Raw genomic sequence first — 15,864 nt, forward strand, 5'->3', positions numbered from 1 at the left:
AATCTCGAAGAAGTCAGAGAACAAGAAATCGCATTATTGATAAGAGTAGGCCAGAGATTTTAAATGGCCTTTAAAGAGCAAATTCATTTATATATGAATCATTATAGTACAATTTATAAAGACGAATTATTTAATCATATTCTTCCTTTCTGGACGGAGCATTCGCTCGATAGGGAGTATGGTGGCTATTTTACCTGTCTGGATAGAAGAGGTGGAGTTTTTGATACGGATAAGTTTATGTGGCTGCAGGGGCGGCAAGTTTGGCTCTTTTCGAGTATTTACAACAAAATTGAAACACGGTCATCCTGGTTGGATATTGCAGTTCATGGTGCCAGCTTTATGGAAAAACATGGACGTGACGAAGAGGGAAACTGGTATTTTTCGCTTGATCGACAAGGGAAGGCACTTGTGCGGCCCTATAATATTTTTTCCGATTGCTTTGCTGCAATGGGATTTGGTGCCCTGTATACAGCAACCCAGGAGCAGCGTTACGCGGAAATTGCGCAAGATACCTTTCATAATATATTGAAACGTCGAACACATACCAAGGGCATATACGATAAGGCTGTTCCAGGGACACGTCCATCAAAGAATTTTGCTTTGCCTATGATCTTGAGCAATCTCTCCATCGAACTGGAGCATTTATTGGAACCTAACCTGGTGCAGGAATTGATTGAGGATATCGTGGTGGAGGTAATGGATGTATTTTATAAAGAGGAGCAGGGGCTTGTCTTTGAAAATGTAAGTCCCAATGGTTCATTGCTGGATAGTTTTGAAGGAAGATTGCTCAATCCGGGACATGCGATAGAAGCCATGTGGTTTATGATGGATCTGGGAGAAAGATTGCAGCGACCAGCGTTGATTGAAAAAGCCATGCGTATTGGTCTTCGTATGTTGGAGCATGGATGGGATGAGAAATATGGAGGTATATTCTACTTTATGGATGCGCAGGGTAAACCGACCCAGCAGTTGGAATGGGACCAGAAGCTATGGTGGGTGCACTGTGAAACACTGGTCTGTATGGCGAAAGCTTGGGTACTAACGGGAAATGAAGAGGCTAAACGTTGGTTCGAACGGGTTCATGAATATACCTGGACGCATTTTAGGGACCCCGAACATGGCGAATGGTTTGGCTACCTCAATCGAAGAGGTGAGGTATTGCTCGATCTCAAAGGCGGAAAATGGAAGGGATGCTTTCATGTACCTCGTGCCTTATGGAAGGTATATGAGGTGTTTGAAAAAGCAAAAATAATCGTGTAACTTAACTGGTATGGATGCTCTCAATGGAATAAATGCGTTGACCTTAGTTTTCGCAGCGATATTGATCTTTGCGATCGCGTATCGTTTTTATGGCTTGTTTCTAGCAAATAAGCTGCTCAGGTTGAATGGAAGTCGCCAGACACCGGCGGTGGAGTTTGCTGATGGCCATGATTATGTGAAAACCGATAAAAAAGTGTTGTTTGGCCATCATTTCGCCGCGATAGCTGCGGCAGGACCACTAGTTGGTCCAGTTCTCGCGGCACAGTTTGGTTATCTGCCGGGCGCTCTGTGGATTTTAATTGGTTGTGTATTAGGTGGCGGTGTGCACGATATGGTCGTGCTTTTCGCTTCTGTACGACATAAAGGCGAAAGTTTGGCAACCATTGCCTCCAAGGAGGTCAGTAAACCTATTGGCACTATTGCTGGTATTGCCGTACTTTTTATTTTGATCCTAACGTTGGCCGGATTATCGCTGGCCTGTATTAGTGCGATGCACGAGGCACCATGGTCTTTATTTACGATTGTACTGACAATGCCCATTGCTATTTTAATGGGCTTGATGATGCGCTATCGGGAGGGCTCGGTGACCTTGGCGAGTATCATTGGTGGTATCTTGCTTATTGCAGGTATTATAGCCGGTCATCACCTGATGCAGGTTCCAACTTTTCACGCACTTTTCAACTGGGATGTGAAAAAGATCTCTATCGGTATTGCTGTATATGGTTTCTTCGCTTCAGTATTGCCCATCTGGCTATTATTGGTTCCGAGAGATTACCTTTCGACCTATCTCAAAATAGGTACAATTATTATGCTGACGGTAGGAATATTTTTTGTTGCACCAACAATTCAGATGCCCGCCTTGACCTCATTTATCCATGGTGGCGGACCCGTAATTTCAGGACCTGTCTTGCCCTTTATCTTTATTGTGATTGCCTGCGGAGCCATATCAGGGTTCCACGCTATTATCGCAACCGGGACGACACCCAAAATGATCGGTAATGAACGCGAGATCTTGTTTGTGGGATATGGCGCCATGCTTGTTGAAGGCTTTGTTGCCTTGATGGCATTGATTGCAGCTTGTACGTTGATGCCTGGTGATTATTTTGCAATCAATACACCGGTAGCCGATTATGCACAGTTTCTAACGCAGCACCCCCATCTTTCAGCTGTGGATTTACCACATTTTATAGACAGAATAGGTGTAGATCTGCACGGTAGGACGGGCGGGGCAGTGTCGTTGGCTGTAGGGATGGCTCATATCTTCGATAAGGTTCCTTTTATGAACGATATGATGGCCTATTGGTATAATTTTGCTATCATGTTTGAAGCTGTTTTTATTCTTACAGCGATTGATGCAGGTACCAGGGTGGGACGTTTTTTTCTACAGGAAATGCTTGGAACTGTTTTCCCTAAATTTAGCGATAAAAACTGGAAACCAGGTGTATGGATTTGCAGTGCCCTGTTTACGTTTTCCTGGGGATATTTGGTTTATACCGGTAACGTAAGTAGCATTTGGCCATTATTTGGTATTAGCAATCAGCTCTTGGCAGCCTGTGGTCTGATTGTATGTACAACGATGCTCATCCGGATGAATAGACGAAAATATGTCTTGTTTGCAGCGGTTCCCGGTGTCTTTATGGCCGTGATTACATTTTGGGCCGGCTATCTTCAGGTGGTACAAGGATATGTGCCTAAAGGACAGTACCTACTGGCGGGCTTGGCCGTAGCAGCGATGTCATTGATGGCGATTGTATTTATCGGAACGTTTAAGAAGTGGATATACCTTGCACAACGGAAAGAGCAGGTGAAAGATCAATATGGAGAGGTTGTGAAGGAGATTGTAGAAAGATAAAGTTGCGTGGATTTCGCTGAAATCCACGCCTTATGTCTTAATCGATAATAGAAAGCAGACGGTCCCGAATGAGAAGGCAAGCTCCAAAGGCCGCAAGTTTTTCTCCATTATTTGAATAAGCAAGTTTGGTGTCCTTGTTGACAATGGATAATGAAAACTTATTGACTGCATTTTTCAGCGGTAACATCAGGTATTCCTCACTCTTGGCTAAAATACCACCTACGATGATGATTTCTGGATTGAAAATATTGATCAATGTAGCAAGTCCACGACCTAATTTTTCCCCAAGTTCATTGATCAACTCAATAGCGAGATTGTCATCTTTTTTTGCAGCAGCGATAATATCGCTGAGCCGGATATCTTCCAGATCATTGAATTTTTTTGTTAGGATGCTCGTTGCGCCATTTTGCAGTGCTGCTATTACACGGTTTCTAAGTGCAAAACCAGATGCTTCCGTTTCGAGGCAACCCTTTTTTCCGCAGCGACAGATGATATCGTTGTCAAAAATGGGAATATGTCCAAATTCACCCGAGAAACCCGATTTCCCATAATAGATCTTTCCGTTGATTAAAATACCCAATCCGATACCGTTGTCTACATTGACAAAGAGTGCATCTTTCTCGTCTTTTAAAATTCCGCTGGAAAATTCGCCATAAGCAAGCGCCTTACTATCGTTTTCAAGATAGGTGCGCAATTGCAGCTCCTGTTCGAAATATTTCGATAAAGGATCTTCATAAAAATTAAAATAACTGTAGGAATAACCTGTTCGATAGTTGATACGACCAGAAAGATTGATACCTACACCCAATATTTTATCCTTTTGAATCTGATGTGTGGCAATAAACTGATTGATCTCCCGGCATATATTTTGGAGTGATTCCTGATTATTCTCCAAACGATGTGGAATTTCCTCCTGACTGGCAATAATGTCTTTTTTCATATTCATGACCACAATACTGAGATGATCATGGCTCACCTGCACGCCGACAAAAAATGCGGCATTCGGAAGTAGACCGTAGGAATTTGGTTTTCTACCAATTCCCGAAGTCGATTTTCCATTGTCCTGTACTAGTGCATCTTCGATGAGTTCATTGATGCATTCGTTAATCTTGGGAATGCTAATGTTGAATTCCTTGCTCAACTCAGGAATGGTCGAGGGACCTTTGGTCGCAAAAAAGGTTAAAATTTCCTTTTTAAGTAAAATGTTTTTATACGCTACACCGCTATAGCTCGCATCATGTAAATCACTCAAAAATTTTATGCCCATAACTTGGTTACGTTAACTTTTGGGTAAATATAGTAAATATCTCATCATCCTAAATTATGTTTATGTTTTTTCTTCTTTAGTCTGTTTGAATTAATAAAAAAAATTAGAAATAATTTGAATATTTAAAATTTTATTTCTTATTTAGTGTTGTATAAATAATATACCTAATAATTGTAAACCAAAATACGTTGCCTTGTCCGTGTCAGAACGTTGCGTGTTATATCCAATGGAAAACGTCTGTTCATGTGAGGTAACCGAGTGACCATAAATACTATTTTTTAACATAACACTATTTTTTCATTCCTAAATTATGAAACCAACACATGTAAAACGCAGGTATCTTTTTAAGGCTTTGGGATTACTTATTGTTTTTATGCAATCCGCAATAAGCTTTGCCCAATCCATTGTAAATGGTACCGTACGCAATCACGATGAACAGCCTATTGCTGGGGCAACGGTTAAAGTAGTGGGAACTTCTGCAACAACGCGGACGGATCAAAAGGGAGGTTTTACGCTGCAGGTGGACCGATTGCCAGCCGAACTTCAGGTAAGTTATATCGGCTATTTGTCGCAGTCGCGAAAGATTACAGTTGCCGGTACACAGAGTTTTGTTTTGCAGCCCGATGAACGTCAGATTGATGAGGTGGTTGTTGTGGCTTATGGTACGCAAAAAAAGAACAACGTCGTTGGATCTGTCGTACAGATTGGAGGTGATCAGCTCAAGAAAGCCCCGTCGATGAACTTGACCAATGCACTTGTAGGGCGTGTTCCCGGATTGACAGCATTGCAACAATCAGGACGCCCTGGAGCAGACAATGCGACATTATATCTGCGCGGAGTGGGGACTTATGGTGGTAATCGAAGTCCTTTGGTGATTGTCGATGATATCGAGCGCCCACTTTCTACCCTAGCTTACCTGGATCCAAGTGAGATTGAAACCATTTCCTTTTTAAAGGACGCCGTCTCCACAGCGGCTTATGGTGTACAGGCTGCCAATGGTATTATATTGGTTAAAACAAAAAATGGACGAAAGGAGCAGACCAAAGTAACCTATGACTTTGGATATAGCATTGGCCAAAATACCCGCTTTCCAAAATTCCTCAATGGACCGGATTATATGAACTGGTACAATAAAGGGACAGAATTGGACAATGATTTTCTTCGAAATACGAAGCAAACTGAAGCACCATACATCTACACGCAGGAACTTATCGATGCGGTCTCAAATGGAACCAATACCAATCCCTTGTTTGGCAACACCGATTGGATTGGACTATTGGCAGATAATAATAGCTATTCGCAACATCATGCCGCGACAATTTCTGGTGGAGCGAGCAAAACGCAGTATTTTGCATCGGTCAGTCACATGAACCAGGATGGGGTGATCGATAATACCAATTTCAAACGCTACAACATTCGTACAAACCTTAAAAGTGAGCTTAATGAATACCTGACGGTCGGTTTGAACATTGGTTTGCGTAATCAGAATACCAATTTACCGGGTATTTCACCCGATAACTTCGCCTATATGAATCCATTTTACCAGGCTGTTCGGATGCTGCCCAATCTGCCGATGTATGCTCCAAATGGACTCCCAGTAGCGTATCAGGCCGGAGCAGGCTGGGTTAATCCAATTGCTTCCGTAGCAAATTCGGGCTATCAGAAGCTCAAAAGCAATATCTTTCAGGGAACGGCAAACATCGATTTTAAAGTTCCAGGAGTAACGGGTTTGCTGGCAAAAGTTCAGGGTGCGTACGACTATAATTCGGATGAATCCAAATCTTGGCTGACTCCGTATCCGACGATGGGAAGACAGCGGGACCAGGTTGCAGGCGATTTCGTAGCCATGACCACATTGCCCGGGATCACCAAAACATCCCTTCGTCAGAGTTTTGCGGCTAGCTACCGAAGCACATGGCAAGCGAGTTTAAATTACAACCGGACTTTTGGTGATCATAGCATCGGTGTGTTAGGTTTATATGAATATGCAAAAACTCATGGTAATCAATTTGGTGCCGGCGCAAGTAATTTTCCGATCAGTATTATTCAGGAAATAAACTATGGTTCGGCTTCCCAGGAAGATATTATCAAGTCTACAGGTTCCAGTGATGCGGAATCTGCACGGGCGGGATTTGTGACGCGACTGAATTATGCTTTCCGCGATCGTTATTTAGTGGAGTTGGTGTCGCGTTGGGATGCCTCCGCTAACTTTGCCAAGGAAAACCGCTGGAAATCTTTTCCGGCCATTGGATTGGGCTGGGTTGTCTCAAATGAGTCCTTCTTTAAGGAAGCTGTCCCTTTTGCAGATTTCCTTAAATTAAAAGGATCTATTGGGCGTACTGGCAATGATCGTGCGCAGGTGGGTAGTTTCCCTTACATTAATACCCTTTCGCAAAATACAACACCAGTCATTGTCATAGACGGCAAACCGGTCAAAGCTTTATATACCAATGCACCTCAAAACCCTTTGTTGAAATGGGAAGAATCAACCACATCAAACGTGGGTTTTGAATCAAGGTTTTTAAATGGCAAGTTTGGTTTTGATTTCGAATGGTTCTACCGTTATACTTCTGGTATTCTGGGACAGGTAGGAAACCTTTATCCAGCGTCGATGGGTGGATATTTTCCGAGTTTGGCCAATATAGGCGAAGTTGATAACCGTGGGTTCGATGCGCAATTGCGTTATAACGACCATTTTGGCGAATTTAAATTGGGGCTGACCGGGAATATCAACTGGGCGAAAAACAGGTATCTGAAACTCGATGAAGCCAATGGGATTCCTTCTTGGCAAAGTCTCATCGGCAAACCGATCGGAACAAAAGTCGGCTTTGTCAAAGAGGGGATGGTGCAGACCTGGGAGGAAGCCCGTAACACACCTTCACCAAGTTCGGGATTTATGGCTCCCGGTTTTTTCAAATTTAAAGATTTGAATGGCGACGGCCGGATTACCCGAACGGACGATATGACCTATATTGGACGCTCCAATGTACCTGAATTAACATTTGGTTTGAATTTCGATATGGCTTATAAAGGCTTCGACTTTTCGGCATTGTTGCAAGGTGCCGCACGAGTTGATGTTGCCCTCGCAGGAGCGTACGAAGGATCGTCAGGAACTTCAGGGGTGGAGGATAATACACCTTTTACACGTCCTTTTTACAACTATGGGAACTCCCCTTATTTCTTGGTTGAAAACTCCTGGCGTGAAGACAATCCGAACGCCGAATTTCCACGTATGAGTGCCTATAAAGCAACAGGAATGTCGACGAACAATGCAAATGCCAATTCAGGATGGATCAGAAAAGGCGATTATCTGCGACTTAAATCCGTGCAGTTGGGCTACACATTCCCGAAAGGATTGCTGAATGCCGCGAAGATTGAACATGTACGTGTGTTTGCTTCGGGCTCAAACCTTTTCACATGGGATTACCTGAAATACCTCGATCCCGAAATGCCAAATGTCAATAATGGATTTTATCCGCAGCAACGGATTTTTGAATTTGGCTTAAGCGTTACTTTTTAATCTCCTAAAAATTACTATTTCAGATGAAATCAACTCTATATACCAGCTGTCGGCAACTTTCATTTTTAGGCCTGTTGTTTATGGCGTTGCAAGGTTGCTCTGTCGATCTAATTCCACAGGACCGGATCGCAGAAGAGAAAGTATGGGCTGACCCCAATTCGGCCGAACTATATGTATCGGGCATCTATGCTGAATTTAAAAAATTCCAGTTTGGTCAATTTCCCAATTTAGGCTATGACAATGCAATGGATGCTTTAGCCGATGGAATGAAATTTACCTCAAATACGGCTGGCAATGGTACAGTCAATATTCTTGTATCCAACTCAAACCAGTTTTCTTCCGCAAGCGTGGGCCTGAATTATTGGGCGAGCGGATATGAACGTATCCGTCGTATCAACGAAATGATCAATGGGATTAACACGAAGTCCACTCTTTCCGATGCTCAAAAACAGGTTTATGAGGCTGAGGGCAGGTTCGTGCGGGCATATGCCTATTTCTGGCTGGCAAAGATCCATGGAAGCGTGATTCTATTCAAGAGTATGGATCAGTATACTGAAAAAGATCACGAACGCTCCAGTGAGGAAGCCGTTTATGATTTTATCCTGGAGGATCTCCAATTTGCGGTGGATCATCTTCCGCTCAACAATCTTGCCGGCAGGGCTACCCAGGGCGCGGCCTATACCTTGATGGCGCGTGTAGGACTATATGCAGGCTCTATTGCTAAATATGATCTCAAGCAGTTCAATCAGGATCCTTTGACGGGTATTTCACAAGCGAGGAGCGCGGAGTATTTTAAAAAATCAGCCGATGCAGCGCAAAAAGTCATCGATATGGCTAATGGGGGACTCTATGCCTTGGACGATAATTTTGCAGGCATTTTTACCAATAAAAATACAAAGGAAGCAATCTTTCGGGTAGATTTTGCAGCACCTGATGTAACGCATCAATACGACCTGGGCTATGCTCCACCTCGGGATGCTCCGGGTAATACATTGGTTTATGGTGTACCAACCGCGGAACTGGTCAATGAATTTGAAATGGCTGACGGATCCAAATTCTCCTGGCAGAATGCTGCGCAGGCAGCGGCTCCCTATACAAATCGTGAACCTCGTTTCTATGCGACGATCTTGTACAATGGTGCAACCTGGAAAGGAAGAACATTGAATACGTCGACGACCGATGCGATAGAAGGATTCACAACATTTGGCGCGAGTGGCGACCCCAAACGTACCGTTACGGGATACTATGTACGCAAAATGCTTGATCCTACAAACACGACATTCGTTCAAAATAAGAATACACAAAGCTGGATCGAAATGCGCTATGCCGAGGTCTTGTTGATTATGTCGGAAGCGAAAGCGCAATTGGGCGATTTTGCCTCAGCAACAACCTACATCAATCAGCTCCGCCAGAAACGTGGACTTAATGCTCTTAGCCTTGTCAATAATAATCAGGCAATGGCCGCTGTAGAGCATGAGCGTAAGGTTGAACTCGCTTTCGAGGGACACCGTTTTTGGGATTTGCGCCGTTGGCGAAAAGCTCACCTCCTGTTGGATAATGTGAAGTTTACAGGGCATAAGATCAGTCCGAACCCAACAGGATTAACGTATGAAGTTGTCTCAGCAGACGCAACCAACAGAAGTTTCAGTACAAAATTATATTATCTGCCCATACCTGAAAATGAAGTGCAATTGAACGGCGCTTTGACTCAAATTAAAGGTTGGTAAAAACATGAAAGACTAGCAATGGACAAAATAAAATTTTACAGTTTATGGGCCTGTGCAATCCTTTTGGGAGGATGTCAAAAACCTAATTATCTGGAGCGGAATGTGAAAAATCAATTGATGGATTTTTACGCTACGATTGATGGGAAAGGGCAAGATCGACTTTTTCTGAGTACGATCAGCAATGACACGGTGTATTTGCACGTAGATTATTATTATCCGATTGATTCGGACAATGAAGTAGATCTTTCGCGACTGATGTTGCGTGCTTCCGTTCCAGCTGATGCCCAGGTGACGCCGGGATTAAACGGATTTACGGATCTGACCACGGCGAAGAAAATCACCGTTACTGCCGGCAATGGTGATGCGAAGGATTATGTGGTGATTGCGGAGAAAAAGGGCAATACCGATATTTCGGGGATTAAAATTACATTTAAGGATAGCGAACAGAAAGTCAATGAAGTCGAGGGGATTTTAAATGGGAATACAGTCACGTTTTATGTCGTGCCGGGAATGGATCTATCGCAAGTTAATTTGAGTTATGTCATCAACAAACACTCCAGCGGTTCAATAGTAAGCGGCGGACAGGTGAATTTGGCAAACGGTGTGGAAGCGCCGCTGACAATTTCAGGTGCAGGGAATATCAAGAGACAATTAAAGTTAGTTGTCAAGGAGCCTGTAAAGCTTGATAAAGGGGTGGGCATTAGCCGGCGCTTGTTCCTGAAGAAAGCGGCAGACTTGGGCTTCACTGCAAATAGTGAAACGTCCTGTTTTGTGAGTGGCGATTACTTGGTGATTGTGAGCCGGACTTCACCATCTGTATTTAAGGTGTACAACCGTTTCACAGGAGCTTATTCCCATAACCTAACAAATCCTTTCCCGGCAGGTCGCTTGATCTTCCAAGGTGTGAGCGATGAAAAAGGACGATTTATGCTAGGAACTTATACGCCGAATGGACAGAGCTTTGTGTTATACAAATACAAAGATGTTTTTGATACCAGTCCTGTCAAGTTATTGGATCTACCTTATAGCAAACCTGCTGCGGTAGCTGCCGGCGATGGCAATATCGGTCGTAAACTTAACTGGGTAGGGGATATGGACGGAAACGGTCAGTTACTTGCTTCGGTTGCAACCAGTCGTTACGTCCTGCGTTGGACAGTCGAAAATGGCCAGATAAAATCTACCGCTGCCGATGTCCTGGAATATAAGGATGGTGCGGCATCATTAGGCTTTCTACCGGAATATCTTCCTTTAGGGGTCGGCGCTAACGCCGAACTGATCGCGAGCACTAACGCCGAACTTGCTTATGTTTCGGGAAGTACATGGGGGCGGCTAGCAGCATTCCCGGCTATTACCGGTACTGCCATGAATGGTGGTATCGCCTTTCAGCGTTTTAACAATGCAGATATTTTGGCTCAGGTCAAATTGTTTGGAAGCAATGAGATTGGTCAGATGTATGTTTATGATATTAGCGATCGAGCCCGCATTGGTACCACACTGAGTTCACCTACCTATAACCAATTGCGTGTTTATGAGTCGGAACTGTTTACTGGTGGTACCAATGGTAATGCAACCAGCGACATCTGTATGGGAACTTCAGAAAATGGACAAAGGCTTCAGGTGTATATGTTGACGACCTTTGGTTATCTTGTCGCGCAGGAGTTTACAATTTATGCCGATTCAAATTAAAATAATCGTTCCTTCACGCAGCTTGTGTTGCAGTGGAGGAACATTGTATTCATTCGTAAAAAAATAAAATTATGAACAAGCACATCAAAACAAGCTTATTGTTGATGTTAGGTTTAGTTTCGTGTAAAGTTGGATTTGCACAAAAAAATGATTTAAGTAGCGTGTCCAAAAAGATTGTCAGCGCAAATAAAGGCGATATCGTCTTGTTGGAGGATTTTCTAAAAACGGACTTTCCTAAGTTGCCTTACACAAAGACCGTATTACCAGGACCGCAGTATATCATATCTGATGATCCCGAGTATATTCGTGTTCCTGAGGCTATTGCATTACAGGAGACGGTTGACCCTGGGGCTGTTAGGTTGTATGTCTATAACGTCAATGGTGTTAAAGAACCACAAAAAATGCCGCGTAAGATTTCAGCGGTCATTAAAAATCTAGGCCATGAAAATATGCATTTTCGCATGCTGAAGTATGCTTCACAAAAACCGAGTTCAAACTATTTTGAAATTGGAAAGAAGGGGCTTGAGGACTACTTTTTATCTGCTGTAAACAATCAGGTGAAAGTGCTTAAACCAGGAGAAGTAATGGCTATCGATGAAAAACTGGAAAAACAGCTGGTACAATACGATGAACTCGTCCATGGGTTTTATGAGTTTGTGGTTGACCAGCCGGCGCAGATCGCTGTCATTCAATTTGCTCCAGATGAGTCTGGGCCAAAAGTGTTTCCGCGGATCAAGACCTTGATTCCTCATAGTCACGCAAACGCTGGTCGCGGTATTTTTCCGATTTCTAATTATCAGATTAATCCGACGGATACGCTCGATACCAAAAAAGGAGCAGTGCAGCTGATTGTGGCCGACGGGCAGGACGATCCATGGATCACGGGAACGATTGGTGCGAAAAAAGAATTTGCCAAGAATGCCGGAAACTATGGTGTGCTGTATAAAACAAAGATCAAATGGAAGAGTACAGACGGAAAAGGATTAGCTTTGGTTAGCTGGAACAGCCGTTCCGGAGACAACCAATGGTGTGGTGGCATGGGGCTGACCATGGAACTTGTGGGTAAAGATGGTCAAAAGACCGTGATGCAATATCCCAAAAATACGCTGATTACAAAAGGTTATCCAGAGGCAATTCTAATCGAAACTTATTGGCCCGACCCGAAGAAGGAAATACAGGAAATTGAATTCACCTATTCTCCTCCGGGAGCTTCCTGCCTACCGACCCCATTAATTTTTGTACCCATTGATCCGAAGAAATAATGAAACACATACGCTTACTTTTTTTACTAAGCTTGACCGCCTGCAGTGCAAAAAATGAATTTGTTAAACCAGAATTTCCGGTTGTAGGTGTTGATGGGAATGAGTATCTCAAAAATGAGGTGCGTCCGGCTTCTTCAAAAGCTTGTTTTCAAGGAGCCTACTATCGAAAAGTCGTTTCCAGTACAGATGTCTGGGTCGGCATTAAGGCCGAAGTTACCTTACCAAAGATGGAATTTGATCCGGCGCGATTGAACCCGGGCAAACCCAAGCAATACCTGGATAACCCCTCTGTTTATATGGGCGGTAACATGGGGGGACAAGAAACGGATATTGGCCTTACCTGGGAAGTTGTAAAAGATGAAAAAGGAAATGTGACCGAAGACAGGCGGGCTTTCCGACCTTTTTTGCGAAGGGCAGCACACAGCTCTGGTCAAGCAAGTCTTTATCAAAATGCACCGGCACAAGACGAATATTATTGGTATCCTGGCGAAAAGGTGCTGATGACATTGGAAATTGTTGGTCCAGGCATATTAAAATTTGCTATACAGGGTAACGGCAAGAAATATGAAGCTACGTTTGAAAGTGCAGGATATACCTTGGGTGGATTGGGGGAGTTTAAACGAGTGAACGCCATTGATCAGGTGGCCAATGAAGGAAAACCTGTGCAGGCAACAAAAACGAAAGTATTGGAAGCGATTTGGTCCTATAGCACTTTACTCCGCTATGACGCAAAGCAAGTGATCGAAGTACCTATGCATGCGGGACGGATGACGCAGATGGCCTGCCCAGCGGCACAATATTTTAAAATCCAACAAGATGCAGCCAACCTCAAAAAAGGAGGGGAGAATGTACAGATAAATGGAGCCGGTTTTTAAATATTGCTCACAAAAAATATAAACGGCCAAAGCCAGCTGCATGCAGCTGGCTTTTTTTTGAAAAGCCTATTTCTTTAAAGGAACTGTTATCATTCGTATTATTAAGATAAGAATCCATCGATTAATAAAAAACTACTCACAGGAACAGCTCGCAAATTTGGTGGGTGTAAGCAGGCAAACCATCAATGCGCTGGAAGCCGAAAAATATATTCCTTCCACTGTACTTTCGTTAAAAATCTCCCATGTGCTTGAGCGTAGTGTTGAAGAATTGTTTGAACTTGAAGACAAAGATTGAGGTCATTTTGCAAATAGTTCTTATCCTGAAGAGTTACAAGGATCATAGATTTCAATTGGAAGAGGATGTTGATGCTTTGTCAAAAAATAAGCAAGGACTGTTTCGATGACAACAGTCCTTACTTATTTTTTGATTAGTTTATTGCTAGGAATTGCTCAATAGAGTAAACAAAGCTTTAGCAGTTTCTTCCGAAGACGCAGGGTTTTGCCCGGTAATGAGATGGCCATCTTTGACTACATAACTATGCCAATCTTCCCCTTTGCTGTACTGTGCACCCAATTTTACGAGTTCATCTTCTACTAAAAAGGGAACAACAGCCGTTAGTTGAACCGCTTCTTCCTCGCTATTTGAAAATCCGGTAACTTTTTTACCTTTGACCAGTGGCTGACCATTACTATCCTTGACATAGCGAAATACAGCTGGCGCATGGCATACGGCGGCGACAGGTTTGTTGTGGGCCCAAAATGACTCGATCAATGCAACGGATGTCTTATCGTTGGTTAAATCCCACAAAGGACCATGGCCCCCAGGATAGAAAATCGCATCGTGGTCCTGTTCATTGATCGTATCCAAGGCTAAGCTATTTGCCAATTTTGTTTGGAGCTCCTTATCTGCATCAAAACGTTTGGTTGCTTCTGTTTGAAAATCTGGGAGTGCACTTTTAGGATCGATTGGTGGTTGCCCCCCTTTTGGAGATGCGATGGTGACGTCCACTCCTGCATCTTGTAAAACATAATAAGGCGCTGCAAATTCCTCCACCCAAAAACCTGTTTTTTCTCCTGTATTGCCCAATTGGTCATGTGATGTCAATACAACCAATACTTTTAATTTGTCTTTTTTCATATTAAATAACCAAGTCTGTTAAAAAATTATATGTTTAAAACGATAGTACAAAGTAGGGAATAAATTGCTGGAGCCCTATGTGATATACATCACAATTTGGAGAATGGTTTTGCTTTTGTGATCTAGATCACATTATTTGGCTTGGTATAGCCTGCTTAGTGTTTCGCGGGAAACGCCCAGATATGCTGCGATCAAATGTTTGGGAACGAGATTATAGAGTTCAGGGTATTGCTGCATGAGTTCCTCGTAGCGACTCCGCGCATTGTTGTTCAACAGTGACATTATTCTTTTTTGCAGCCCAATGTATCCTTTATTAGAACGCCATCTGAAAAAGGTTTCAACTTCGTGAATTTCCTTACATACTTTTTCCCTGTCCGCATTCGATAAGCAGAGCGTGTCTGCCTCGCTTACACAATCTAAATTGACTGTAGCCCTGCTCTGATTATGCAATGCATTATAATCAGAAGCCCACCAGGTCTGTGTGGCAAACTGTAAGATATGCATCTTTTGTTCATCGTTGGTAAAAAAGGTCTTTAAACAACCATTTAGCACAAAATACTCTTGTTCGACCAGATCTCCTATGCTGATAATCTGTTGTTTCTTTTTAAAGGAGATCGGTTTAAAAAAAGAAAAGAAGTAGTCGAATTGTTCGTCATTCAACTGGACGGTCTTGTCGATATGTTGTCTCAGAATTTCACGTTCGGTCATAGCTAACAGTTACTTGATCGATTTAAAATTAAACAAAATCTCACAAGGATAGCGAAGGGATGCATCAAGTTCCCTTCATATCCCCAATTAATAGGGAAATAACAATCTTTTTACAGCGTATTATCAAGGGGTTAGTAGGGGTAAATCCCCTACTAACCCCCTGTTATACCCCTGATAACCCCCTGTAATATCCCTATCATATATTAAGATAATATTAATTTGATTTTAACTTGTTCCTAGACAAAAAGGGGACTTGAAATCCTTTAGCCGTGCTGCTAAATTTCCATGTTTAACCGGTTTAGTGATTTATAAAAAATGATTTTTTTAAATTTTATTTTGTTTATACAAAGTTATTTTCTATTTTAGTGTTGCCCATTCAAGGGCACTTTTCATAAAATAGGTTAATAATATGGCTAAAACACCCGGAGTACCCCATGCTTTCGGGTGTTTTTTTGTTTTTTACCCTTGCGTTATTTCCTTGGATATGTCCTATAAATTTAAATGGATCAAGCAGACTTCTTGGGGGAATATTAAAAATTTCCTAGTTTAGCATCTTTAATACAGATATC

11 protein-coding genes are annotated in these 15,864 nt (G+C 42.8%); 8 read left to right on the top strand and 3 right to left on the bottom strand.

Annotation, left to right across the window (positions count from 1 at the left end; genetic code table 11):
• The first annotated feature begins 93 nt into the window (after positions 1–93).
• Entirely contained in the window at positions 94–1,260 is a 1,167-nt protein-coding gene (locus BGP15_RS26055; protein ID WP_286771159.1) for a n-acyl-d-glucosamine 2-epimerase, read from the top strand.
• Between the two features lie 10 nt (positions 1,261–1,270).
• Positions 1,271–3,112 carry a carbon starvation CstA family protein gene (locus BGP15_RS26060; RefSeq protein WP_286771160.1) on the top strand — a complete coding sequence of 614 codons (1,842 nt, stop codon included), beginning with the start codon at positions 1,271–1,273 and terminating at the stop codon, positions 3,110–3,112.
• 37 nt (positions 3,113–3,149) lie between these two features.
• Here BGP15_RS26060 and BGP15_RS26065 read toward each other — a convergent pair whose 3' ends face one another.
• A complete protein-coding gene (locus BGP15_RS26065) occupies positions 3,150–4,379 on the bottom strand; it encodes an ROK family protein (RefSeq protein ID WP_286771161.1) in 1,230 nt (409 codons plus the stop codon).
• A 310-nt stretch (positions 4,380–4,689) separates the two neighbouring features.
• Here BGP15_RS26065 and BGP15_RS26070 point away from each other — a divergent pair, with 310 nt between their 5' ends.
• The 6 genes from BGP15_RS26070 (at position 4,690) to BGP15_RS27040 (ending at position 13,744) form a co-directional block, all read left to right on the top strand.
• The gene (locus tag BGP15_RS26070; RefSeq protein WP_286771162.1) at positions 4,690–7,899 is read left to right on the top strand and encodes a SusC/RagA family TonB-linked outer membrane protein; all 3,210 of its coding nucleotides are present in this window, start codon (positions 4,690–4,692) and stop codon (positions 7,897–7,899) included.
• Between the two features lie 23 nt (positions 7,900–7,922).
• The gene (locus BGP15_RS26075; protein ID WP_286771163.1) at positions 7,923–9,626 is read left to right on the top strand and encodes a RagB/SusD family nutrient uptake outer membrane protein; all 1,704 of its coding nucleotides are present in this window, start codon (positions 7,923–7,925) and stop codon (positions 9,624–9,626) included.
• An 18-nt stretch (positions 9,627–9,644) separates the two neighbouring features.
• Entirely contained in the window at positions 9,645–11,312 is a 1,668-nt protein-coding gene (locus BGP15_RS26080; protein ID WP_286771164.1) for a DUF5018 domain-containing protein, read from the top strand.
• A gap of 71 nt (positions 11,313–11,383) precedes the next feature.
• On the top strand, positions 11,384–12,574 hold the full coding sequence (locus BGP15_RS26085) for a copper amine oxidase (RefSeq protein ID WP_286771165.1): 1,191 nt from the start codon (positions 11,384–11,386) through the stop codon (positions 12,572–12,574).
• Positions 12,574–13,449: a hypothetical protein gene (locus BGP15_RS26090; protein ID WP_286771166.1), complete on the top strand. Its 876-nt coding sequence runs from the start codon at positions 12,574–12,576 to the stop codon at positions 13,447–13,449. Before BGP15_RS26085 ends, BGP15_RS26090 begins: the two co-directional genes overlap by 1 nt.
• Positions 13,450–13,561: 112 nt before the next feature.
• Entirely contained in the window at positions 13,562–13,744 is a 183-nt protein-coding gene (locus BGP15_RS27040) for a helix-turn-helix transcriptional regulator (protein ID WP_289011237.1), read from the top strand.
• A 144-nt stretch (positions 13,745–13,888) separates the two neighbouring features.
• Here the strand turns inward: BGP15_RS27040 and BGP15_RS26095 are convergent, their stop codons facing one another.
• A complete protein-coding gene (locus tag BGP15_RS26095; RefSeq protein ID WP_286771167.1) occupies positions 13,889–14,587 on the bottom strand; it encodes a type 1 glutamine amidotransferase domain-containing protein in 699 nt (232 codons plus the stop codon).
• Positions 14,588–14,719: 132 nt separating this feature from the next.
• Positions 14,720–15,295: a Crp/Fnr family transcriptional regulator gene (locus BGP15_RS26100; protein WP_070568033.1), complete on the bottom strand. Its 576-nt coding sequence runs from the start codon at positions 15,293–15,295 to the stop codon at positions 14,720–14,722.
• Positions 15,296–15,864: the final 569 nt, after the last annotated feature.

The sequence above is a fragment of the Sphingobacterium sp. 40-24 genome (assembly GCF_001899705.1).
Lineage (GTDB): Bacteria > Bacteroidota > Bacteroidia > Sphingobacteriales > Sphingobacteriaceae > Sphingobacterium > Sphingobacterium multivorum.